The sequence below is a fragment of the Actinomadura latina NBRC 106108 genome, from assembly GCF_001552195.1.
In the GTDB taxonomy this organism is placed as follows: domain Bacteria; phylum Actinomycetota; class Actinomycetes; order Streptosporangiales; family Streptosporangiaceae; genus Spirillospora; species Spirillospora latina.
In genome coordinates, this window is the sequence record NZ_BCQS01000013.1 from 215,967 (window position 1) to 238,229 (window position 22,263).

Sequence of the window (22,263 nt, forward strand, 5' to 3'; positions counted from 1 at the left end):
CCGCGCATGATTGTCGCCCAGAACAAATCACCGCGCTATGTGACACATGAAGCGGACACCGTCCCCCTTACGTCGCACACTGCCCCTGGCGGGGAGTACGCAGGGAGGGTGGCGCATGGGTGGACGACGGCGTTCTTCGAGGTGGACACGCCGCCGTGGCGGCGGCAGGCGGCAGGCGGAGGGCTCCGCCGGGCCCGAGCTTCCGGAGCTGTCCGCGCACCGATGGCACGAGAAGGACAGGGAACTGGCCGAGACGGGGCTCGGCACCGTCGCGCGGCGGCTGCCGGCGGTGATCGCGCAGGCCGCCGGGCTGGCCTGGCGGGCGAGCCGGGTCGACACGATCGCGACGATCTCCCTCAATCTCGTCGCGGGGGTCTTCACGGCGTTCTGGCTGCTGGCGACGACCGGCGTGCTCACCGCGCTGTTCAGCGCGGCGCCGACGCCGTCCCGGGTCCGGGACGCGCTGCCGTCGCTGGCGGTGGTCGCGGGCGCGGTGGCGCTGCGGGCCGCGCTGCAGGCGTGCGCGGGCTGGTCCCAGTCGCGGCTGAACCCGCAGGTGCAGCGGCTCGCCGAGCTGCGGCTGTACGAGGCGACGACCGCCGTGCACCTGGCCGCGCTCGACGACTCCGACTTCCTGGACGAGCTGCAGCGCGCGCAGACCCGGGGCATGATGTCGGCGCCGCGGGTCGTCCAGCAGGCCGTGGACGTCCTCACCGGCATGGTGGGGATGGCTGCGGCGGCGGGCACCCTGGGCGTGCTGCATCCGCTGCTCCTGCCGCTGCTCCTGCTGACCGCCGTACCGGAGGGGTGGGCGTCCGTCCGCAGCGCCCGGATGCAGTACCTGACGATGCTCTCGCTGGTCGAGGTCGCGCGCCGGAAGTGGATCCTGTCGGACCTGATGGTCGAGCGGGAGCACGCCGCGGAGGTGCGCTCGTTCACCATGCGGACGTTCCTGCTGGACCAGTACGACCGGTCGGCCGCCCACCAGCGGAGCGTCGAGCTGGACCTGGCGCGCCGCCAGACGCTCGCGCGGGTCACCGGCGACATGCTGAAGGGCGTCGCGACCGCGCTCGTCTACATCGCGCTGGGGATCATGCTGTGGAAGGGGGCGGTGCCGCTGGCGGTCGCGGGCACGGCGGTGCTGGCGATCCGCTCCGGCCAGTCGTCCCTGGCGAACCTGGTGTTCGCGGTCAACCAATGCTACGAGGAAGGGCTCTACTTCGGGGACTACCTCGGCTTCTGCGACGCCGCCGAGGAGCGCATCCCGCACCGCGTCCTCGCACCGGCCGGGGAGCAGCTGCCCGATGACTTCTCCCGCATCCGGGTGCGCGACGTCGTGTTCACCTACCCGGGTGCGGACGCGCCGTCCCTCCGCGGCGTCTCGCTGGACCTGCGCAAGGGCGAGGTGGTCGCGCTCGTCGGCGAGAACGGCTCCGGCAAGACGACCCTCGCCAAGATCATGGCGGGCCTGTACGACCCGGACTCCGGCGAGGTGCGCTGGGACGACGTGCCGCTGGCCGCCGTCCCGCCGCAGGACGTGTGGGAGCGCATCGCCGTCATCGCGCAGCAGTACACGCACTGGCCGATGACCGCGCGGCAGAACATCACGATGGGGCGCGGGCGCGACCACGCCGAGGGCGAGGACGAGGACCCGGCGATGCTCGCCGCCTCGCGCGGCTCGGGCGCCGACGAGGTCGTCGCCGAACTCGCGCGGGGCTACGGGACGCTGCTGGACCGCCGGTTCAAGGGCGGCGCCGACCTGTCCGGCGGCCAGTGGCAGCGCCTCGCGGTGGCGCGCGGCTTCTTCCGGGACGCGCCGCTGCTCATCTGCGACGAGCCGACCGCGGCACTGGACGCGCGCGCCGAGCACCAGCTGTTCGAGCGGATCCGCACGCACGCCGACGGCCGCACCGTGCTGCTGATCACGCACCGGCTCGCGAGCGTCCGCTACGCCGACCGGATCTACGTGCTGGAGCGCGGCGAGGTGATCGAGGAGGGCGACCACGCGGCGCTGATGGCCCGCGGCGGCCTCTACGCGGACCTGTACTCCCTGCAGGCCGCCGCGTACGGCGCCGACGGCCCGCAGGCGCAGGCCGGCTAGATGTAGAGGCCGTAGACGGCGTCGTCGTCGCGGGGCGGCGTGTCGGGGAGGTCCTCGGGGCGCAGCGTCCCGACCTCCGCCGCGCCGACGTCGCGGCCCGCGTCGTCCTTGGCGGTGATGCGCTGCGCCTGCCGGGAGATCGCCGCCTCCAGCAGGTTGCGGACGAGCCGGGCGTTGCCGAACGAGGCGCCGCGCGGGTGCGCGGCGACACGGCCGCGCAGCGCGTCCAGCACGCCGGGCGCGAGCGCGAACCCGGCCTCCGCCGCCATGTACTCGAAGATCGTGACGAGCTCGTCGTCGGTGTAGTCGGGGAACCGCAGCCGCTTCGGGAACCGGGACGTCAGCCCCGGGTTCGCCTCCATGAACCGGTCCATCTCGGCGCCGTAGCCGGCGACGATGACGACCAGGTCGCCGCGGTGCTCCTCCATCAGCCGCAGCAGCTCGGCGATCGCCTCGTGGCCGAAGTCGCGCCGGTCGCCGCCCGCGGACGACAGCGCGTACGCCTCGTCCACGAACAGGACGCCGCCGAGGGCGCGCTCGACCGCGCCCCGCACCCGCGGCGCGGTCTGCCCGACGAACTCGGCGACGAGGTCGGCGCGGGTGACCTCCACCAGGTGCCCGGACGACAGCAGGCCCAGCCGGGCGAACACGGCCGCGATCAGCCGCGCGATCGTCGTCTTGGCCGTGCCCGGGTTGCCCATGAACACCATGTGCCGGGCCGGGGGCGCCGGGGACACCTTGGCGTCGCGCCGCAGCTGCTCGGCGCGGACCTCGGCGACCAGCGCGGCCACCTCCCGCTTGATGTCGGCCAGCCCGATCAGCCGCTCCACCTCGGCGAGCGGGTCGCCGGGCACGTCGTCGCGGCCCCGGGTGAGGGTGTCGGGCACGTCCTCCAGCAGGATCACGTCGAGGGACTCGGTCTCGTCCACGATCCCGTCGGCGAGGACGCGGCGGCCCTGCATGGCCACGGCGCGGTCGAGCAGGTTCGTCATGATGCGGACGTTGCCCAGCCCGCGTTCGCGCGGCGCGGCCTCGACCAGCGCGCGGACCTTGTCCAGCACGCCGGGGGCCAGCTCGAACCCCGAGTCGGCGGCCTTGGCCCCGAACACCCGCACCAGCTCGTCGTCGGTGAGGTCGGGGAACCGGATCGTCCGGGGGAAGAACTCGGCCAGGTCGGGATGCGCCTTCAGCAGCCCGTTCATCTCCGCGTGCGGGCCGGTGAGCACGACGACGAGGTCCTCGGTGTGCGCCTGGACGCTGGTCAGCAGGACGTCCAGTACCTCCCGGCCGCGCGCGGCGTCCGCCGACACCGACACCAGGGCGTGCGCGTCGCGCACCAGCAGGACGCCGCCGTGCGCCTGCTCCACCGCGCGCCGCACCCGCAGCACGCTCTCGCTGGCGTACTCACCGAGCAGGTCGGCGCGCTCCACCTCGACCAGATGGCCGGACGACAGCACGCCGAGGTCGGCGTAGACCCGGCCGAGGATCCGCGCGATCTTGCCCTTGCCCGTGCCGGTGTTGCCGGTGAAGACCAGATGCCGGCGGCGCGTCCGCGCCGTCATGCCCGCCTCCCGGCGCAGCCGCGCGGCCTTGGCCTCGGCGATCAGGGCGTCGACCTCGCGCTTCACGGAGCCGATGCCGATGCAGGCGGCCAGCTCGGCGAGCGGGTCGCTGTCGGCGGGACGGCCCGCGATGAGGCGCTGCGGCAGGTCCGCGTCGGTGACCTCGAGGGCGTCGCCCCCTCGCGCGCGGGCGGCGGCGACGGCCTGGCCCGCCATGTGCTCGGCGAGCCGGGCGCCGCGCAGGTTGAGCAGCGGCGGGGTGCGGCGCAGCATCCCGCCGGCCGCCGCCGCGACCTCCGGGCCGACCCGCGCGCCGCGCCGGACGGCGGCGAGGGCGAACAGCTCGGCGAAGTCGTCCTCGGCGAAGTCGCGGGTGCGGGCGACGTCGAACGCCCGGACCAGCGCCGGGTTGGCGTCGAACAGCCGCCGGTCGCCGCCGGGCCGGCACAGCGCGACGACGTTGAGGGACGGCGCGCGGGCCATGAGGCGCCGCAGCTCCTCCACGGCGGCGGCCCCGCAGCGCTCGCCGGCGGCGAGCTTCTCCAGGTCGTCCACGACGAGGAGCATCCGCCCCTCCAGGCAGTCGCGGACGCGGGCCTGCAGCCACAGGACGGCGTCGCTCACGCCCAGCGACGCGAACACCTGGTCGGAGATCCAGTGCGCCTCCCGTACCGCGCCGCCCTTCGCCAGCAGCTCCTCCGCGATCTCGGCGGCGGTGCCCTTCCCGGTGCCCTCCGGGCCGGCGATGAGCAGCCGGACGGCCCGCTCCCCCGCCAGCCGCGCGGCCACCGCGTCCCGCAGCGCGCGGGACAGCTCCGGCTGCCCGACGAGCCCCGGATCCGGCACCGCGGCCCGCCCGGGACGCTCCTCCGCCGCCTCCCCGTCCCGCCGGCCGGCCTCGAACTTCAGTGTGTTGAGGACCCGCTTGGCGGTGAACAGCCGCCGCAGGTCGGCCTGGAACGGGCGCACCGGCACGCGGCACTTCGGGCTGGCGGCCGCCTCGGGCAGGCCCTGCACCGAGCCGGTGATGCGCACGGCCATGTCCAGCCAGGCACGGGCGGCGTCCGCCTCCCCCGCGACCAGGGCGCGCGCCAGCCACGCGCGGACGCCGTGCTGCCACGCCTCGACGGAGAACCCCTCGCGCACCGCGCGGAACCGCTCCTCCACGTTCTCGTAACGCGCCGTCCCCAGCACGACCGCCAGCTCGGCCGGGACGACCGGCGCGTCCGCCGCCAGCAGAAGCCGGGCGAGCGCGACATCGGGCTCGTCCCCGTCGGCGACGGCCCCGGACAGCCGCTCGTGCGCCGCGTCCAGGCCCTCGCAGGCCCACCCGAGGTACCCGACCGGCCCCGACAGCTCCGGCAGGACGGCCAGCTCCTCCTCGGTCAGCCCCGCGGCCCAGGCGTCCTCCAGCCGTCCGTTCGGGACGGACATGTCCACCTCGCGCAGCGCCGGATCCGCCGCGCGCCGGTCGAACAGCCCGATCAGCGCCTGCCGGCGCCGCTCCACCGGCGCCAGACCCTCGAAGACGTCCAGGCCCGCCCGCGCCAGCTCGAACATCACCGCGCGCCGCTCGGGGTCGTCGCCCGCCGGCTCGGGCAGCCACAGACCGGGCGGGCGCCACCGCCCGCCCTGCGTGAACCACGCCCCCTGGTCCCGCACCGCCGACTCCGGCGTCGCCAGGAAGTCCGACAGCAGCTCGTAGTCGACGTCGCCGCGCGACCCGCCGCGGACCGCCGACGCGCCCAGCAGGAACGTCAGCAGCGACCACTGCTCGGCGCCCGCCGCGCTGGTGCGGTCCCCGTAGAAGTCGCTGAGCCGCCGGGTCAGCACGACCGCCCGCTCATCGGTGTTGTAGGCGACCGCGCGCTCGCGGATCTCCTCGTACAGACCGTCCGGCACCCGCCACGGACCGTGCGCGTACACGTCCAGCACGGGCTCCTCGGTGAGCAGCACTTCGAGATGGTCCGGCAGCCGGGGGGCACTCACTGGGTCCGTCTCCTACGCAGCGGAGGGGCGTACACGTCCGACAGCACCCTATGACCCGGCAGGATCGGGCACACCCCCGTCGCGGCGGGTTGGCAGGCGGCCCATCGTCGGCGATAGTTGTCACATGGAAAGCATCCCCGGACGGCCCTCCGGGGATGCTGTGCTCACAAGAGGGGATCCCCCCGTGCCACCTTTGACAGTGACCACGCGGCCGGACGGCGGGCGGACCGTCGTACGGCTGTGCGGAGAACTCGATATCGCCTGCTCGGAAGACCTGCGCAGGGACCTCAACGAGGCGCGCCGCGAACACGGCGAGCACCTCGTCCTCGACCTCGCCGAACTGGAGTTCATGGACTCCAACGGCCTGTCCGTCATCGTCGCCTGCTACAAGGCCACGACCGCTGCCGGCGGCAGCCTCACCCTCGCCGGCCCCCGCCCCATCGTCCGCCGGGCACTGGAGATCACGGGCCTCCACCGCCGCATCCCGGTGACCACCACCCTCCAGGAAGCCCTGACGCCCTAGTCACATCCCGCTGGTCGCATCCCGCCAGCCCCCCGGTTCAGCACAGGGGCGTAGCCGTTGGACGCTTCGGGGGGCGGCCGTCACCGGAGGAGCGGCCGGTGGCCCGGCGGCCTATCCAGGGGACGAGGTAGGTACGGGCCCAGCGGACGTCCTCGCGGCGCATGGTGAGCCAGTCGGCGCGGTCGAGGGGCGGCCAGGGCTCGCGCCAGTCGCCCTCGACGGGGACGCCGACGACGCCGGCGACGAGGAGGGCCATGCGGCGGTGGCCCTCCGGGGACAGGTGGAGGCGGTCCTCGTGCCAGGCGCGGGGGTCGTTGAAGGCGCGCAGCGGCCACAGGTCCACGACGTCGCAGCCGCGGCGGTCGGCGATCGCGCGCAGGTGCATGTTGTACGTCGCCGCCTTGCCGCGGATGCGGGAGCCGGAGCGCAGGCCGCGGGTGTCGAAGCCGGTGAAGACGACCACCCGGGCGCCGGTGCCGCGCAGCCGCCGGACCGCGTCGTCGAACACGACCGCGAGCGCGTCCGGGTCGGCGCCCGGGCGGATCATGTCGTTGCCGCCCGCGCACAGCGTGACGAGGTCGGGCGCGAGGTCGACGGCGCACGGCACCTGGTCGTCCACGACCTGCCGGACGAGCTTGCCGCGCACGGCCAGGTTGGCGTAGCGCAGGCCGGGGTTCCCCGCGGCGATGTGCTCGGCGAGCCGGTCCGCCCAGCCGCGGAACGTGTCGTCCGCACCCGGGTAGGGGTCGTTGAGGCCCTCGGTGAAGCTGTCGCCGAGGGCTACGTACGTCCGGATCTGCTCCACTTCGCGCATCGCGACCCCCAACACGGATTCATGGTCAATCACGAGGATTAATCATGCATCGTGCACACGACCTACGCGACCGTAGCTACGTCCAGCTCGGCGAGGTGGAGCCGGGCTGCTGCGCGGGCGTGGCGGCGTGCGCACCGCCCGCGTGCACCGACATCGCGTGCTTGACCAGCGTGATCAGCACCTGCTTAGTGGACTCGCGGCTGCGCGCGTCGCACTGGACGATCGGCACGTGCGCGCTGATCGACAGGGCGTCGCGGATGTCCTCCACGGCGTACTGGAACTCGCCGTGGAACCCGTTGACGCCCACCACGAACGGCAGGCCGAGCTCCTCGAAGTAGTCCACCGCGGCGAAGCAGTCCTCCAGCCGGCGGGTGTCGACCAGCACCACGGCGCCGATCGCGCCGCGCACCAGGTCGTCCCACATGAACCAGAACCGGTGCTGCCCGGGCGTGCCGAACAGGTACAGGATCAGCTCGCTGTCGAGCGACACGCGCCCGAAGTCCATCGCGACCGTGGTGGTCGTCTTGTCCGGCACGGCCGACAGGTCGTCCACGTCGGCGCTCGCCGCCGTCATCACCGCCTCGGTGGTGAGCGGCATGATCTCCGAGACGGAGCCGACGAAGGTGGTCTTCCCGACGCCGAAGCCGCCGCCGACGACGATCTTGACCGAGGTCAGCTCGGCCTCTCCGCCGCGCGGCCCGGGGGCCGGGACCTGGTCAGAGCTTCCGAAGGCCACTGAGCACCCTTTCTAGCAAGCGGAGGTCCGGCTGTCCGCCGGCGGTGGTGGGGGACTGCGACTGGTGCAGGCGCAGCAGTCCCTCGACGGCCATGTCGGCGACGAGCACGCGCGCCACGCCGAGCGGCAGGCGCAGCAGCGCCGACACCTCGGCCACCGAGCGGGCGGACCGGCACAGGTCCATGATCGCCCGGTACTCCGGGGTCAGCACGGCCACGTCCCGCGGCGGGTACGGCGCCGCGGTGACCAGCGCCTCGATCGCCAGGTCATAGCGCGGCTTGGTGCGTCCGCCGGTCACCGCGTAGGGGCGCACCAGCGAACTGGCCTCGCTCTCCTCGCGTTCGGGCGGCCGCCCCTGCGCCGGGACCCGACTCTGGTCACCGGACCAGCGTCCGGAACCGCCCGGACCGCCTCCGTAGTGACTGCCTCGATCCATGTCGCCGACCTCCGTCAGAGTCAGTCACTGTCAATAGCGGGCGGGGCCGGCGCCCATCTCGGTCACCGGCGGCCCCGAGTACGGAGGCTGCTCCTGGGCGCGCAGCGCGGGGGTCAGCACCCGGCCCACCCGCTCCACCAGCAGCGTCATCTCGTACGCGACCAGCCCGAGATCGCAGTCGGGCGCCGCCAGCACCGCGAACACCGACCCGTTCGTGATGGACATGACGAACAGCAGCCCGCGGTCCATCTCCACGACGGTCTGGTTCACGCCGCCCGCGTCGAAGATCTTCGCCGCACCCTGGGTCAGGCTCATCAGCCCCGAGGCGATCGCCGAGAGCTGGTCCGCCCGCTCCGGCGGAAAGCCCGACGAGTACGCCATCGGCAGGCCGTCCGAGGAGACCACGACGGCGTGCGCGACCTTAGCGACACGGTCGGCGAAGTTCGTCACCAACCAGTTGAGATCCTGCCCGCTCACCGGGTGCCTCCTGTCTCGCCGTCACCCTGTGACGGCGCCTCACCTGACGTGCCTCCGCCGCGAGCCTCGTTGCGCCCGCGGTGGACGCCGCGCTGCAGGCTCGCGAATCGGTTGCGTACAAAGTCGGCCGAATGGCCGTGGTCCTGCTGACCGGGCACCTGCTGCTCCTGCGGCTGTTGTCCCTGCACAGACTGCCCTTGACCGGGCCCGCTCGGCAATGGCCTGCCCGGTGGCGACCCCGCCGGCGGCTGCGCCGCCGCGCCCGCGGCGGCGCCCGTCGCGGGCCGGCCGACCGCGCCGGGAACGCGGTTCTTGCCGGGCACCCGCTTGGGCAGCCCCACCTCCGTGCGGGACGTCGCCACCGGCTGGCGAGCGGCCTCGGCGGCGCGGAACCCCGCGTCGGCGGGCGACTCCCAACCCTTCACCGGATCCTCCCCGGATGTACTGCCGGACCTGCGTTGGAACCATTCGGACTGCATGGCGTCGAAGATGGGCGAGCGCTCGGGCACCCGGGACGGCGCCTTGGGCTCGGGCCGCACGGGCGGCGGCGGAGCCGCGGCCCGCATCGCCGGCTCGGGGGCGGGCGGATCCGGGCGGACGTACCGCTCCGCCGCGGCCGGCGGCGCGGGGTCGGCGTAGCCGTCGGAGTAGGCGTCCACCGGCGCCGGGCCGGCGTCGCCGACCGGGAGCGGCCCGGTCTCCCACGGGATCTGCCGCGCGGCGCCGGGCTCCGGCACCATCGGCTGCGCCTCCGGGACGACGGACTGCGGTCCGGTGCGGCCGCCCGGCCGGTAGATGCCGTTGCTCCCGGTGGAGCCGTGCTCGGCGGGCTCCTGCGGACGCTCGCCGCGCGGCTGGAACAGCCCGTTCGGCGCGCCGTCGTCGGCCGGCCGGCCCGGCAGGTGCGCGCCCGGCTCGCGGATCGGCAGCTCGCCCGGCCGGCGCGGCGGCGGCCCGTCGCCCGGCTGGTAGGGGTCGTCCGCGGGGCGGCGGCGCTCCCGCGGCGGGCGCCGCTCGATGGGCGGGACGGCCTGCTGCGGGCCGGTGCCGGAGTACCCGCCGACCGGGATCGGCCCCGTCTCGTTGATGACCGGCTGGGCGTCGGTGCCGCCGCGGACCGGCCGCAGCGGACCGGTGCCGCCGACCATGGGGTGCGAGCCGGTGCCGCCGCCCGCGGGGGCGCCCATCGGCGGCCCGGCGGGGCCGTAGCCGTCCTGCCGGAACGCCGGCTCGGCGGCCGTCGTGGTGAGTGCGGCGAGCTGGCCGTGCGAGCCGGACTCGCGCGGCCCGAGGCCGCGGCTGCCGAAGCTGGACTCGCCGGGGGTGACCACGGCGTCCGGCAGCACCACGAACGCGGTGAGGCCGCCGCCCTGCGCGGCGCGCAGCTCGACGCGGATGCCGTGCCGGACGGCCAGCCGGCCGACCACGAACAGGCCCATGCGGCGGGCCGCGGAGAAGTCGATGACGGGCGGGTTCGCGAGCCGCCAGTTGGCCTGCTCCAGCTCCTCGGGCGACATGCCCACGCCGTTGTCGGTGATCTGCAGCATGCAGCCGCCGCCGCTGAGCATCTGCCCGGAGACGGTGACCTTGGTGTGCTCGGAGGAGAACGTGGTGGCGTTCTCCACCAGCTCGGCCAGCAGGTGGACGAGGTCGTTGACGACGGGCCCGGCGACCGCCATGTCGCCTTGAACCCGCAGCGCGACCCGCTCGTACTGCTCAACCTCGGACAGCGACGCGCGGACGACGTCGATGAGCGGGACGGGCTTGTTCCAGCGCCGCACCTGCTCCTGGCCGCCGAGGACGAGGAGGTTCTCCGAGTTGCGCCGCATGCGGGTGGCCAGGTGGTCCAGCCGGAACAGGTTCGCGAGCTGCTCCTCGTCGCGCTCGCTCTGCTCCAGCTCCTCGATCAGGCGCAGCTGGCGCTCGATGAGCGACTGGCTGCGCCGGGAGAGGTTGACGAACATCGCGTTGATGTTGCCGCGCAGGACGGCCTCGTCGGCCGCCAGCCGGACCGCCTCGCGGTGGACCTCGTCGAAGGCCCGCGCGACCTGGCCGATCTCGTCCGTGGAGTCGATGTCGATCGGCTCCACCTCGATGCCGCCGGCCGCGGCCTCCGGGTCTCGCAGCCGGTCGACCAGGCCGGGCAGCCGGGTGCTGGCGACGTCGAGCGCGCCGGACTGCAGCCGGCGCAGCGGCCGCACCAGAGAGCGGGCCACGACGATGACGGTCGCCAGCACGATCGCGAGGACGAGGAACAGCAGGATCCCGTCCCGGATCGCGGCCGCCTGCGCGTCGGACTCGGCGTCGTGCGCGGAGACGGCGAGGTCGGCGGCGATGCTCTGCTCCACCGCGCGGAGCTTGTCGACACGCGCACCGGAGTCCGACGTCCAGCTGCGCGCGACCTTCACGCCGAGCCGGGCCTTCAGCTGCGGGGACTCGTCGGCGATGGCGAGCGTGCGCAGCCGGGTGAACTCGGCGCGGTCCAGCTCGGGGCCGGTGACGGTGTCCTCGAACAGCTGCAGCTGGGCCGGGGTGGCGGAGCTGCGGAACGCGTCGGTGCTGGTGTTCAGGTCGGCGCGGGCGTCGTCGACGGAGTCGCGGTCGATCGGCTCGAACCGGCCCTCCCAGAGCGCGGCGGACACGAGCGCCCGCTCGCGGGACGCGGCGTCCTTGGCGTTCGCGAGGTCGGCGAGGGCCAGTGCGGTCTGCGCCAGCTCGGGCGTCGGCGCGTCCTGGGAGACCAGCAGATGGAAGCTCGTGAAATCGTCGATGAACTCGCTGTACTTGTCGATGATCGGGCCGGGCGCGAGGCGCGAGGCCAGCTGGCGCAGCGACGGGAGCTCGGTGACGCGGTTCACGACGTTGCCGAGCTGGAGCTTCAGCACGGGCGAGTCGGACCGGACGCCCGCGGCGGCGTCGCGCACCTTGCGCGCCGCGGAGTCCACCGATTCCTGGCGGGATTTGAGGGCTTCGGCGCTGACGGCGCGCGAACCGCCGGCCGCCCTTTCCGCCATCGCGTCGCGCTCGTTTTCGACCTCGTGCGCGAGCGCGGTCAACTGATTACCGAGAGTAGCCAGTTGACCTGTCTGCGCATAGGCGTCGGCGTTGTCCATCGACACCGATACGCGGTAGCCCGCGAGCAGCGCGGCCACGATCGTGGGCACCGCGATGAGGGCGAACAGACGCGTGCGCACGCGCCAGTTGCGCAGCTTGAACCGGCCTCCCAGAGAGCCTCTCTTCGGGGCGTCTTCCCTGGCAGGCGGGGCTGGCTGGGGGGACTGCGAGGCCGGCTCGGCCCCTTCGGCTTTCCGCACTGCCCTCCGCTACCTCTCCATGGATCGACCGCTCGCGGCGCACAGTGACCTGAACGAGATTCGGGTCGCGTCACCTCCCCGCACGACTGCGGGCAAGCGCCGAACATTGCAACACAGAGCCACCATCATGGCCAACCCGAATGATCACACAGGTCTGGACTTGTGATGCAGAGGATACGAATGTCACTGCCTGTTGACGTGTGTTCACGTTTATGCATGTAAAGCTCGCATCTCGCCCATGGCGCCTCTGCGGTGCGCTACGCTCCCCGCTCGTTGAAAGATCAGCTTTCAGCCAGCTTCCCCCCGCAAATGGAGCGTTGTTCATGTCTGCTTCCCACCGCCGCGCGACCGTCAGTGGCGCCCTCGCCATCGCGGTAGCGCTCACGGCGGTCGCCTGTGGCGACTCCGATGACAAGAAGTCCGCGAACGGACTGGAGAAGTCTCAGATCACCCTCGGCACCATGACCGTGGCCGACACCGCGCCGATCCAGCTCGCGATCAGCAAGGGCCTGTTCAAGGCCGAGGGCCTCACCGTGAAGACGCAGGTCATCCCCGGTGGCGCGGCCGGCATCCCGCTGCTGAAGAGCGGCCGGCTGGACTTCAGCTTCGGCAACTACGTCTCCCTGCTCACCGCCGCGACGAAGGACCCCGGCTTCAAGCCGCAGATCGTCGCCGAGGGCTTCCAGAGCGCGTCCAAGACGCACACGGTGATGGTGCGCAAGGACTCCCCGTACCACACGATCAAGGACCTGGCCGGCAAGAAGATCGCCGTCAACACCAAGCGCAACATCAGCACGCTGCTGGTCCGCGCCGCCGCCAAGCCGGAGGGCCTGGACTTCGACGAGGACAAGAACTTCGTCGAGGTGCCCCCGCCCGCCATGGAGCAGGCCCTGAAGTCCAAGAGCGTTGAAGCCGTCCAGGCGATCGAGCCGTTCGGCACCCAGATGCAGGAGCGCATGGGCGCCCGCATGGTCGCCGACCTGTCCAGCGGCCCCACCGCCGACTTCCCGATCGCCGGCTACGCCGCCACGGAGAAGTTCGTCAAGGACCACCCGAAGACGGTCGCCGCCTTCCAGCGCGCGCTGACCAAGGCGCAGGGCCAGTGCGCCGACCGCAAGGTCGTCCAGGACATCCTGCCCACCTACGCCAAGGGCATCGACGCCAAGGTCGCGTCCACGATGAGCTACGGGACGTACCCGACCTCGCTGAACGCCACCCGCCTGCAGCGCGTCGCCGACGTCATGCAGCAGTTCGGCTACGTGGACAAGCGCATCGACGTCAAGCAGTACATCGCCGCGCCGTCGTCTTCATGAATCTTCGCCGTATCGCTTTCGGCGCCGCCGGGGCTGCCGGGGTGGTCGCCGTCCTCGAGGCCGTGAGCCGTGCGGGCCTCGTCGACGCGACCGCCCTGCCCCCGGCGTCGGTCGTTCTCCGGGAGGCCGGCAAACTGGCCGCCGACCAGGAGTTCCTCACCGACGTCGGGGCGACCCTCAAGGCGTGGTTCGGCGGGCTCGCGCTGTCGGTGCTCGTGGCGGTACCGCTGGGCGTCCTGCTCGGCTCGGTGCCGTTCCTCGGCACCGCGGCGCGGGCCCTGGTCGAACTGCTCCGCCCCATCCCGTCGGTCGCGCTGATCCCGCTCGCCATCATCCTGTTCTCCAGTCCCACGCAGATGAAGATGTCCTTGATCTTCTATGCCTGCCTGTGGCCGATCCTCATCAACACCCTGTACGCGCTCCGGGACGTCGACCCGGTGGCCAAGGAGAGCCTGCGCAGCTTCGGGTTCGGGACGCCGGCGGTGCTCTGGCGGGTCTCGCTGCCGAGCGCCGCGCCGTTCATCGCCACCGGCGTCCGCATCGCCGCCTCCGTCGCCCTCATCGTCGTGATCAGCACCGAGCTGATCGCCGGCGGGTTCAACGGAGTCGGGATCTACCTCAGCGACACCCAGTCCGGCGGCGGCCAGACCGACCTCATGCTGGCGGGCGCCGTGTGGGCCGGGGCCCTCGGGCTGCTGGCCAACCTCGTGCTGCTCGGGCTGGAGCGCGTGGCGTTCCGGTGGCAGAGCGCCCAGGCGGAGGGGGCCTCATGAGAGTCCTGAAGGGACTGCGCGCCTTCGCGGAGCGCGCGTGGCTGGTCGCCGCCGCGCTCATCCTGTGGGAGCTCGTCACCCGCGCGGTGAAGGAGACCTACTTCCCGCCCCCGACCACGATCGTCAAGACGCTGCACGAGCAGTGGTTCTCCGGCCCGGCGTCGCAGCTCTTCCTCACCGACGGCGCGGTGGACGACTTCTCCAGCAGCCTGGCGCACCTGTTCATCGGCTGGGCCGCCGCCGGCGCGGCCGGCGTCGTGATCGGCGCGTCCATCGGCCGGTCGCGGACGCTGAACGACCTGCTCGACCCGGTGCTGCAGTTCCTGCGCGCCGTGCCGCCGCCGACCCTGGTGCCGTTCTTCATCATGGTGTTCCAGCTCGGCGCGACCATGCAGATCGTCACGATCGCGTTCGGCGTGGTGTGGCCCGTGCTGCTCAACACCGCCGACGGCGTCCGCGCCGTGGACCCGCTGCAGCTGGAGACGGCCCGCGTGTTCGGCGTCGGGCCGCTGCGCAGGCTGCTGACGATCATCCTCCCGGCCGCGGCCCCGAAGATCTTCGCCGGGCTGCGGGTGGCGCTGTCGTTCGCCCTGATCCTGATGGTCATCTCCGAGCTGTTCGGCAGCACGTCGGGCATCGGCTCCGAGCTCATCGACGCGCAGCGCACCTTCGAGCTGCCGCGGATGTGGGCCGGGATCGTGATGCTGGGCATCCTCGGCTTCCTGTTCAACGCCGTGTTCATGCTGCTGGAGCGGCGCCTGCTGTCGTGGCACGCGGGTGCGCAGAGGCTCGCGAGTTGACGATGACCGCCACGCAGACGAACCTCAAGACGTACACACGAGAAAAGGCGGCCGCGATGCTTCAGATAACCGGCCTCACGCACTCCTACGCCGACGGCCACCTGGCCCTCGACGGGCTCGACCTCACCGTCCCGGACGGCGAGATGGTCAGCATCGTCGGCCCGTCCGGCTGCGGCAAGTCCACGCTGCTGCGCTGCATAGCCGGGCTGATCACCCCCACCGGCGGAACGCTCACGCTGAACGGGAAGCCGGTCGACGGAGTGCCCGACGACCTCGCGGTGGTCTTCCAGGACTACAGCCGCTCGCTGTTCCCCTGGCTGACGGTCCGCGACAACGTGGCGCTGCCGCTGCGCCGGCGCGGCAAGTCCCGCTCGGAGCGGCGCGCCGCGGCGCAGGAGGCGCTGGAGTCCGTGGGGCTCCCGGACGCGGGGCGCAAGTACCCGTGGCAGCTGTCGGGCGGCATGCAGCAGCGCGTCTCGATCGCGCGGGCCCTGGCGTACCGCCCGTCGCTGATGCTGATGGACGAGCCGTTCGGGTCCGTGGACGCGCAGACCCGGGAGGACCTGGAGGACCTCGTCCTTCAGGTGCACCGGCACGAGAAGATGACGATCCTGCTCGTCACGCACGACATCGACGAGAGCGTCTACGTCGGCGACCGGGTGGTGGTGCTGAACCGCTCCCCCGCCCGGGTGCACGCCGACCTGCCGGTCCCCCTGCCGTCCACCCGCGACCAGATCGAGACGCGGGGCCTCCCCGAGTTCGTCCGGCTGCGCGCCGAGGTGGGCCGGCTGGTCCGCGGCGGCGCCAAGGTGCCGGGCGCGGCACCGGCCGACACGGCGTCCGACACGGCGTCCGACACGGCTTCCGCGCTGGGATCGAAGCCGGCGCGGTGAGGACGGCCGCCAGGCGCGGCCTACGACCGATACCGGGGCGGACCGGGCACGCTGGGTGCCGGGTCCGCCCCTACCATTTGAAGGGGCGTTATATGGGCGTGCGCGACATGCGCGTACTCATCGTGGGGGCGGGCATCGGCGGGCTCACCACGGCGTTGAGCCTGCACGAGGCCGGTATCGATGCGCTGGTCGTCGACTCCGCCGCACGTTTGCGGCCGCTCGGCGTCGGCATCAACCTGCTCCCGCACGCCGTCCGCGAGCTGACCGAGCTGGGCCTCGGCGGCGAGCTGGCGGACCTCGGCATCCCCACCGCCGAGATGGTGCATTTCGACCGGTACGGCGGCCGGATCTGGGGCGAGCCGCGCGGCCGGGCCCTCGGCTACAACTGGCCGCAGTACTCGATCCACCGCGGCGAGCTGCAGATGGCGCTGCTGGACGCGGTGCTGGCGCGGCTCGGCAAGGAGTCCGTCCGCACCGGCACCGTCTTCGAGGGCTTCGAGCAGGACGGGACGCAGGTGCGGGCGCGGCTGCTCGACCGCGCGTCCGGGACCGCCGAGACCGTCGCGGCGGACGTGCTGGTCGGCGCCGACGGGCTGCACTCGGCCGTCCGCGCGCAGCTGCACCCCGGTGAGCCGGCTCCGCTGTGGAACGGCATCCGGATGTGGCGCGGCCTCGCCGAGGGCGAACCGTTCCTCACCGGGCGGACGCTGGCCGTGGCGGGCAGCAACACCGCGTGCAAGATGGTCGTCTACCCGATCTCGATGCGCGCCGAGCGGCGCGGGAAGGCCCTGCTCAACTGGGTCGCGGAGGTCAAGCTCCCGGCCGCCCGGCTCGACGCGTCCGCCGACTGGAACCGGACCGGCAAGCTCGACGACGTGCTCCCCCACTTCGCCGGCTGGACGTTCGACTGGCTGGACGTCCCGGCGCTGCTGTCCGCCTCGGCGGAGATCCTCGAGTACCCGATGGTCGACCGGGACCCGCTCGACCGGTGGACGTCCGGCCGCGTCACCCTGCTCGGCGACGCCGCGCACCCGATGTACCCGATCGGCTCCAACGGCGGCTCCCAGGCCGTCCTCGACGCCCGCGTCCTGGCGCACGAGCTGGCCAGGGCCGCCGGCCCCGCCGAGGGGCTGCTCGCGTACGAGGCGGAACGCCGCGAGACGGTCAACGCGATCGTCCTGGCATGCCGTGACATGCCCGCGGACCGCATCCTGCACACGGTGAGCGAGCGGGCGCCGCAGGGCTTCGAGCGCATCGAGGACGTCCTGACCCCCGAGGAGCTGACCGCCATCACCGGCGCCTACCGCCAGACGTCGTTCTCCGACGTCGAGGCGCTCAACGCGCGTCCCGCGTACACGACCGCAAGCTGACGGACGGCGTCCGGGCGGGTTTCCCACGGGCGCGGTGAGGTTCCGCCTCACCGCGCCCCTGAGCCTGGCGGTCGCGCCGCGGCCGTGTCCATCTGCAGCGGGTCGACGGAGCGCGCCCCGTCCGCCGTGTTGAGCAGGACGGGCCAGACGGCGCTGAACACGATCGAGGCCACCTGCATCTGGGTGCCGAGGTCGAACAGCACGATGAACACCGGGACGAGGGTGGATCTTCGCCGGGTTGCGGCTCGCGCTGTCGCTGTCGCTGATCCTGATGGGCTTCTTGAGCTGCTCCCCGGCACGTCCGACGGGCTGGGCTTCGAGCTGACCAACGCGCAGAGCCAGTCGGACCTGCCGACGCTGTGGTCGGTGATCGTGCTGCTCGGCGTGCTGGGCTACCTGCTCAACGCGCTCCTGCTCGCCGTGGAGCGGAGGGCGCTCAGCTGGCACCGGGCGGCCCGCCGGGAGCCGTGACGGCGGCCAGGCGGGTGTTCATGGCGCGGGTGGCACGCTCGTAGAAGACGGGGTCGTCGTGGAGGAGCGCGCCGGCCGCGCCGGTGCGGCAGACGGCGTCCAGCTCGAAGGCGACCTGCGGGATGTCGGCGGACGCGTCGATCTCGCCGCGGTCGCGCGCCTCGCGGAGGCAGCGTTCCAGGAAGGCGCGCCAGTCGCGCTGCGACGCGGCGATGGCGTCGCGGACGCGGCCGGGACGCGCATCGAACTCGGCCATCGTGGAGTGGAAGAAGCAGCCGCCGGGGAAGACGGGCGCGCGCTGGTAGCGCTGCCAGGCGTCCAGCAGCGCGCGGACGCGCCCGAGCCCCTCGGGGACGGCGAGGGCCGGCTCGACCACGTGCTCGCGGAACACGGCGGACGCCTTGCGGACGGTCGCGAGCTGCAGCTCCTCCTTCGAGCCGAAGTGCGTGAACACGCCGCTCTTGCTGATCCGCAGTTCGGTGGCCAGCCGGCCGATCGACACCCCCTCCAGGCCCTCCGCCGAGGCGATGTCGGCGGCCCGGCACAGGATGACGTTGCGGGTCTGCTCGCCCTTGAGGAGCCGTCCGTCGGTGCTCACGCCCACCAATGTGCACGACCGTTCGTTCAAAGTCAATGCGCCCACCCCCTTGACGGCGTGGGTCTTCAGAGAAGAAAGTACGACCGTTCGTTTAATTTTCTTCGAGAGGCCCGCCCATGACCACCGAGACCACCGCGGCGCCGCCCCTCCGGGCCCGCGCGCGGCGGGACGTGCCCTGGCTGGCGGCCGGGGCGACGTTCCTGGCCATGCTGGACGCCACCGTGGCGAACCTGGCCGTCCCCGACCTGCACGCCGACTTCCCGGGCAGCCCGCTGTCCCGGCTGACCTGGGTGATCACCCTGTACGCGGTGCCGTTCGCGGCGCTGCTCGCCCCCGCCGGGCGGCTCGCCGATCTGGTCGGGCGGCGCGCGCTGTACCTGTGGGGCGCGGGGCTGTTCACGCTCGCCTCGCTGGCCTGCGCGCTGGCGCCGAACGTGCCCGTCCTGCTGGCGACGCGCGGCGTGCAGGGCGCCGCGGCCGCCGCGCTGATCCCCGCGTCCCTCGCCCTGCTGCTGCACGACACGCCCGTCGAACGGCGGGCGAGCGCGATCGGGCTGTGGAGCGCCGCGGGCGCGTTCGCCGCCGCCATCGGCCCCGGCGTGGGCGGCGTGCTGGTGGACCAGCTGGGCTGGCGGTCCCTGTTCGTCATCAACGTGCCGGTCGGCGTGGCGATGCTGCTCGGCGGGCTGCGGCTGCCGCGCGTCCGGGGCGAGGCCGGGCGGCTGCCCGACCTCGTGGGAACCGCCCTGCTCGGCGCGGGCGTCGGCGGGGTCGTGCTCGGCGTGACGCAGACCCAGGACTGGGCCTGGACGGACGCCCGCACGCTCGCGCTGCTGCTCGGCGGCGCCGCCCTCGTCGCGCTGGCCCTCCGGCGGTCGGCGCGCCACCCGGTGCCCGCGCTGGAGATCTCGCTGTGGCGCAACCGCGGGTTCGCCGCCGCGAACGCCGCCTCGTTCCTGTACGGGACGGCCCTGTACTCCTGGTTGCTGCTCGGCGTGCTCTACCTGACCGCCGAGTGGGACTACTCGATCCTCAAGGCCGGCTTCGCCTCGACGCCCGGCGCGTTCACCGCCACCGCGGCGGCGATCGTGATGGGCCGGCTCACCGGGCGCATCGGGGTCCGCCCCGCGATCACCGGCGGGGCGCTGATCATGGTCGCCGCGGGAGCGTGGACGATCGCGTCGCTGCCGGCCGGCCCGCACTTCCTCACGTTCTGGCTGCCGGTCGGCCTCCTCGTCGGGACGGGCATGGGGATGGTCACCACCGGCACCGCCTCCGCTGCCGCGCTGTCGGCCGGCCCGCTGCGGTTCGCCGGCGCCACCGGCCTCAACACCACGGCGCGCCAGATCGGCGGCGCGTTCGGCATCGCCGTCCTCGCCGCGCTGCTGCCCGCCGGCGCCGGGCACGACGACTACACCGCCGTCTACCTGTTCTGCACGCTGGCCGCCGCCGGCGCGGGCCTCGCGGGCCTGCTCCCGGCCGTCCGGCCCGCCGCGAAGGAGAGCTCATGACCGGGACCGCCCTGTCCGAGGAGACCGACCCGGCCGTCATGTCCGCCGCCGACGGCGTCGCGCTGCTGGCGGACGCGCCCTGGACGCGGATGGCGGTGATCGGCGACAGCATCGCCGAAGGCGTCCGCGAACCCGTGCCCGGCTACCGCGACCTGTCCTGGACCGACCGCGTCGAGGAGGTGCTCGGCACGGTGACGCCCGGGTTCGGCGCGCTGAACCTCGGCCGCCGCGGCGCCCTCGTCGCGGAGGTCGCCGCGGAGCAGCTCGGACCGGCGCTGGCGTTCGGCCCCGACCTGGCGATCGTGACGGCCGGCGGCAACGACATGCTGCTCCCGGAGTTCGACGCGGAGGGGGTGCGGCGCGGGCTGGCCTCGCTGGTCTCCGCGCTGCGCGCGACCGGGGCCGACGTCGTCACGATCGGGCTGCTGGACATCACGGTGTCGGGGCTCGTCCCGGACCCGTACCGGGAGCGGCTCTCGGCCCGGACGCGGCGGCTGGGCGCGCTGACCGCCGAGGTCTCCGCCGAGTTCGGCGGCGTCCACGTGCCGCATCCGCCGGACCATCCGCTCGCCGCCGACCCCGGCATCTACAGCACCGACCTGCTGCACCTGAACGCGCGCGGGCACGCGTTCGCCGCCGCGAACACGGTGCGGGCGCTCGCGGCTCACTTGGCGTCGGCGTAGCGGTCGACGACGGCGACCTCCATCGGGAACACGACCGGGGTGTCGCCGAACAGCAGGCGGCGCGCCTCGTCGGCCGCCGCGTGCACGGCGGCGGCGACGTCCCCGGCCAGCCCGGCGGGGGTGTGCACGATGACCTCGTCGTGCTGGAAGAACACCAGCCGGGGCGGGCCTGGCGGGGTCCGGGCGGAGTTCGCCGGCGGGACGGCGGCGGGCGGGGGCTGGAGGGCGGTGAGGCGGCGGCGGAGGGAGCCGAGGAGGGCGAGCGCCCAGTCGGCGGCCGTGGCCTGGACGACGAAGTTGCGGGTGAACCGGCCCCGGCTGCGCAGCGCCTGCGCGGCCGCCGGGTCGGGCGCGTCGCCGTCGCCCGCCGCGGTCAGCTCGCGCCACCCGGCGGACGGCGGCGGGCAGGTGCGGCCGAGCCGGGACCGGACGAGCCCGCCCCGCTCCCCCGCCCGCGCGGCGGCCTCCACGTACTCGAACGCGTCGGGGAACCGCTTCCTGAGCACGGCGAGCAGCTGCACGGCCTCGCCCGTCCCGCCCCCGTACATGGCGGAGAGCAGGGCGATCTTGGCCTTGTCGCGGGCGCTGTGGCCGCCGTCGCCGTCATCGTGGAAGGCGTCGGAGAGGGCCGCGTAGAGATCGCCGTGCGCGGCGGCGTCGGTGAACGCGCGGTCGCCGGCGAGGGCGGCGAGGACGCGGGGTTCGAGCTGGGCCGCGTCCGCGACGACCAGCGACCAGCCGGGGTCGGCGACGACCGCCCGGCGCAGCACGCGCGGGATCTGCAGGGCCCCGCCGCCGCTCGTCGCCCAGCGCCCGGACACCACGCCGCCGACCACGTACTCGGGACGGAACCGGCCGCCGCTCACCCAGGTGTCGAGCCAGGCCCAGCCGTGCGCGGTGTGCAGGCGCGCCAGCTCCTTGTACTCCAGCAGCAGCGGGACGGCCGGATGGTCGAGCCGCTTGAGGACGTGCGCGCGGGTGGACGGGATCGGCAGGCCCGCGGAGGCGAACGCCTTGAGGATCTGCGCCGGCGAGTCGGGGTTGACGTGCACCCGCGGGGCGGAGCGGAGCTCGGCGGTTGACTGGTCGCGGGCGGGGGCCGGCGTGGGGGCTGGAGGACGGGCTGCCGAGCGGAGCTCGTCCTTTGATTGGTGGCGGGCGGGGGCTGGAGAACGGGCTGCCGAGCGGAGCTCGTCCTTTGATTGGTGGTGGGTGGGGGCTGGAGGACGGTCGAATGCGGCGCTGATGCGGTCGGCGAGGTCTTGCAGCCGGCGGGGGCGCAGGCCGCCGGTGGGGCGGGGGCCGAGCAGTTCGGTGAGCAGCGCGTCGTGCTCCGCGGCCGACCAGGGCAGCCCGTCGTGGCCCAGTTCGGCGGCCACCAGCGCGCCCGCCGACTCGGCGGCGGCGAGCAGCGCGAAGCCGTCCAGCCCGGCGATGGCGCGCTGCTGCGCGGCGTGCACCGCGACGACCTGCGCGATGTCGTCGGCGGATTCGGCTCGCCCCGCGTCGTCGTCGAACAGCGACGCCTGGGCCGGCTCGTCCTCGGGCGGCGGACGGTCGGGCGGCACCGGCTCGCCGCGCAGCCGCGCCCACGCCGCGCGCACCGAGCGCGGCTCCCCGTACCGTCCGGCATGGCCGAGGAGAAGGCTCTCGACCAGTTCGAGGTCGTGGCAGCGGGCCACCCGCACGCCCGCTTCGAGGAGGCGCGGGTAGAACCGGGCGGTGGACGGCCACACCCAGCGCGGCGCGCCGGCCCGCTCCTGCTCGTCGATCGCCGCGACGAGGTCGGGGACGGCGCGTGCGGGGGCGGCGGGCGTGCCGTCCTCGGCGAGCGTCCGCAGCGTTCCCGCGCCGGCGGGGCCGGCGGCCACCGCGATCCTCACGCGTCCATTGTGGCCG

General features: G+C 73.7%; 19 protein-coding genes. 10 read left to right on the plus strand and 9 right to left on the minus strand.

Going from position 1 to position 22,263, the window contains the following annotated elements:
- Positions 1 to 115: 115 nt before the first annotated feature.
- Complete coding sequence (locus AL2_RS20315) at positions 116 to 2,101, plus strand: ABC transporter ATP-binding protein (RefSeq protein WP_083946712.1); 1,986 nt, start codon at positions 116 to 118, stop codon at positions 2,099 to 2,101.
- Here the strand turns inward: AL2_RS20315 and AL2_RS20320 are convergent.
- Positions 2,098 to 5,652, minus strand: a complete 3,555-nt coding sequence (locus AL2_RS20320; RefSeq protein WP_067635683.1) for an AAA family ATPase — start codon at positions 5,650 to 5,652, stop codon at positions 2,098 to 2,100. The genes AL2_RS20315 and AL2_RS20320 overlap by 4 nt on opposite strands.
- A gap of 184 nt (positions 5,653 to 5,836) precedes the next feature.
- Here AL2_RS20320 and AL2_RS20325 point away from each other — a divergent pair, with 184 nt between their 5' ends.
- Positions 5,837 to 6,175: an STAS domain-containing protein gene (locus AL2_RS20325; RefSeq protein WP_067635685.1), complete on the plus strand. Its 339-nt coding sequence runs from the start codon at positions 5,837 to 5,839 to the stop codon at positions 6,173 to 6,175.
- 37 nt (positions 6,176 to 6,212) lie between these two features.
- Here the strand turns inward: AL2_RS20325 and AL2_RS20330 are convergent, their stop codons facing one another.
- The 5 genes from AL2_RS20330 to AL2_RS20350 form a co-directional block, all read right to left on the minus strand.
- Positions 6,213 to 6,989, minus strand: coding sequence for an SGNH/GDSL hydrolase family protein (locus AL2_RS20330; RefSeq protein ID WP_067635899.1), 777 nt, complete (start codon positions 6,987 to 6,989; stop codon positions 6,213 to 6,215).
- 76 nt (positions 6,990 to 7,065) lie between these two features.
- A complete protein-coding gene (locus tag AL2_RS20335; protein ID WP_067635901.1) occupies positions 7,066 to 7,665 on the minus strand; it encodes a GTP-binding protein in 600 nt (199 codons plus the stop codon).
- A 40-nt stretch (positions 7,666 to 7,705) separates the two neighbouring features.
- Positions 7,706 to 8,161, minus strand: coding sequence for a DUF742 domain-containing protein (locus tag AL2_RS20340; protein ID WP_083946714.1), 456 nt, complete (start codon positions 8,159 to 8,161; stop codon positions 7,706 to 7,708).
- Positions 8,162 to 8,191: 30 nt separating this feature from the next.
- Positions 8,192 to 8,638: a roadblock/LC7 domain-containing protein gene (locus AL2_RS20345; protein ID WP_067635689.1), complete on the minus strand. Its 447-nt coding sequence runs from the start codon at positions 8,636 to 8,638 to the stop codon at positions 8,192 to 8,194.
- On the minus strand, positions 8,635 to 11,832 hold the full coding sequence (locus AL2_RS20350) for a sensor histidine kinase (RefSeq protein ID WP_210748472.1): 3,198 nt from the start codon (positions 11,830 to 11,832) through the stop codon (positions 8,635 to 8,637). Before AL2_RS20350 ends, AL2_RS20345 begins: the two co-directional genes overlap by 4 nt.
- 443 nt (positions 11,833 to 12,275) lie before the next feature.
- On the opposite strand from AL2_RS20350, the gene AL2_RS20355 reads away from it, so the two are divergent.
- The 5 genes from AL2_RS20355 (at position 12,276) to AL2_RS20375 (ending at position 17,101) form a co-directional block, all read left to right on the plus strand.
- Positions 12,276 to 13,265, plus strand: a complete 990-nt coding sequence (locus tag AL2_RS20355; protein WP_067635906.1) for an ABC transporter substrate-binding protein — start codon at positions 12,276 to 12,278, stop codon at positions 13,263 to 13,265.
- Positions 13,262 to 14,038 carry an ABC transporter permease gene (locus AL2_RS20360; RefSeq protein ID WP_067635690.1) on the plus strand — a complete coding sequence of 259 codons (777 nt, stop codon included), beginning with the start codon at positions 13,262 to 13,264 and terminating at the stop codon, positions 14,036 to 14,038. The genes AL2_RS20355 and AL2_RS20360 overlap by 4 nt, the downstream gene beginning before the upstream one ends.
- Entirely contained in the window at positions 14,035 to 14,838 is an 804-nt protein-coding gene (locus AL2_RS20365; protein ID WP_067635692.1) for an ABC transporter permease, read from the plus strand. Before AL2_RS20360 ends, AL2_RS20365 begins: the two co-directional genes overlap by 4 nt.
- 56 nt (positions 14,839 to 14,894) lie before the next feature.
- The gene (locus tag AL2_RS20370; RefSeq protein ID WP_067635908.1) at positions 14,895 to 15,731 is read left to right on the plus strand and encodes an ABC transporter ATP-binding protein; all 837 of its coding nucleotides are present in this window, start codon (positions 14,895 to 14,897) and stop codon (positions 15,729 to 15,731) included.
- Between the two features lie 92 nt (positions 15,732 to 15,823).
- Positions 15,824 to 17,101 (plus strand): flavin-dependent oxidoreductase, encoded by a 1,278-nt coding sequence (locus tag AL2_RS20375; RefSeq protein WP_245666766.1) that lies wholly within the window; start codon positions 15,824 to 15,826, stop codon positions 17,099 to 17,101.
- A 47-nt stretch (positions 17,102 to 17,148) separates the two neighbouring features.
- Here the strand turns inward: AL2_RS20375 and AL2_RS36540 are convergent, their stop codons facing one another.
- Positions 17,149 to 17,313 (minus strand): hypothetical protein, encoded by a 165-nt coding sequence (locus tag AL2_RS36540; RefSeq protein ID WP_210748471.1) that lies wholly within the window; start codon positions 17,311 to 17,313, stop codon positions 17,149 to 17,151.
- Between the two features lie 10 nt (positions 17,314 to 17,323).
- On the opposite strand from AL2_RS36540, the gene AL2_RS20380 reads away from it, so the two are divergent.
- Positions 17,324 to 17,572, plus strand: a complete 249-nt coding sequence (locus tag AL2_RS20380; protein WP_210748470.1) for a hypothetical protein — start codon at positions 17,324 to 17,326, stop codon at positions 17,570 to 17,572.
- Here AL2_RS20380 and AL2_RS20385 read toward each other — a convergent pair.
- Entirely contained in the window at positions 17,538 to 18,170 is a 633-nt protein-coding gene (locus tag AL2_RS20385; RefSeq protein ID WP_245666767.1) for a TetR/AcrR family transcriptional regulator, read from the minus strand. The two genes, AL2_RS20380 and AL2_RS20385, sit on opposite strands and share 35 nt — an antisense overlap.
- A 116-nt stretch (positions 18,171 to 18,286) precedes the next feature.
- Between AL2_RS20385 and AL2_RS20390 the strand changes: the two genes are divergently transcribed.
- Both AL2_RS20390 and AL2_RS20395 read left to right on the plus strand, forming a co-directional pair.
- A complete protein-coding gene (locus AL2_RS20390; RefSeq protein WP_067635698.1) occupies positions 18,287 to 19,681 on the plus strand; it encodes an MFS transporter in 1,395 nt (464 codons plus the stop codon).
- Entirely contained in the window at positions 19,678 to 20,364 is a 687-nt protein-coding gene (locus tag AL2_RS20395) for an SGNH/GDSL hydrolase family protein (RefSeq protein ID WP_067635700.1), read from the plus strand. The genes AL2_RS20390 and AL2_RS20395 overlap by 4 nt, the downstream gene beginning before the upstream one ends.
- On the opposite strand, the gene AL2_RS39300 is transcribed toward AL2_RS20395, so the two are convergent.
- The gene (locus tag AL2_RS39300; RefSeq protein ID WP_245666769.1) at positions 20,346 to 22,247 is read right to left on the minus strand and encodes a bifunctional 3'-5' exonuclease/DNA polymerase; all 1,902 of its coding nucleotides are present in this window, start codon (positions 22,245 to 22,247) and stop codon (positions 20,346 to 20,348) included. The two genes, AL2_RS20395 and AL2_RS39300, sit on opposite strands and share 19 nt — an antisense overlap.
- Between the last annotated feature and the right edge of the window lie 16 nt (positions 22,248 to 22,263).

Coding starts and splice junctions, on each gene's coding strand:
- AL2_RS20365 (WP_067635692.1), top strand. CDS start 14,035: ATGAGAGTCCTGAAGGGACTGCGCGCCTTCGCGGAGCGCGCGTGGCTG.
- AL2_RS20370 (WP_067635908.1), top strand. CDS start 14,895: ATGCTTCAGATAACCGGCCTCACGCACTCCTACGCCGACGGCCACCTG.
- AL2_RS20355 (WP_067635906.1), top strand. CDS start 12,276: ATGTCTGCTTCCCACCGCCGCGCGACCGTCAGTGGCGCCCTCGCCATC.
- AL2_RS20315 (WP_083946712.1), top strand. CDS start 116: ATGGGTGGACGACGGCGTTCTTCGAGGTGGACACGCCGCCGTGGCGGC.
- AL2_RS20340 (WP_083946714.1), bottom strand. CDS start 8,161: ATGGATCGAGGCAGTCACTACGGAGGCGGTCCGGGCGGTTCCGGACGC.
- AL2_RS20375 (WP_245666766.1), top strand. CDS start 15,824: ATGGGCGTGCGCGACATGCGCGTACTCATCGTGGGGGCGGGCATCGGC.
- AL2_RS20360 (WP_067635690.1), top strand. CDS start 13,262: ATGAATCTTCGCCGTATCGCTTTCGGCGCCGCCGGGGCTGCCGGGGTG.
- AL2_RS20330 (WP_067635899.1), bottom strand. CDS start 6,989: ATGCGCGAAGTGGAGCAGATCCGGACGTACGTAGCCCTCGGCGACAGC.
- AL2_RS20395 (WP_067635700.1), top strand. CDS start 19,678: ATGACCGGGACCGCCCTGTCCGAGGAGACCGACCCGGCCGTCATGTCC.
- AL2_RS20390 (WP_067635698.1), top strand. CDS start 18,287: ATGACCACCGAGACCACCGCGGCGCCGCCCCTCCGGGCCCGCGCGCGG.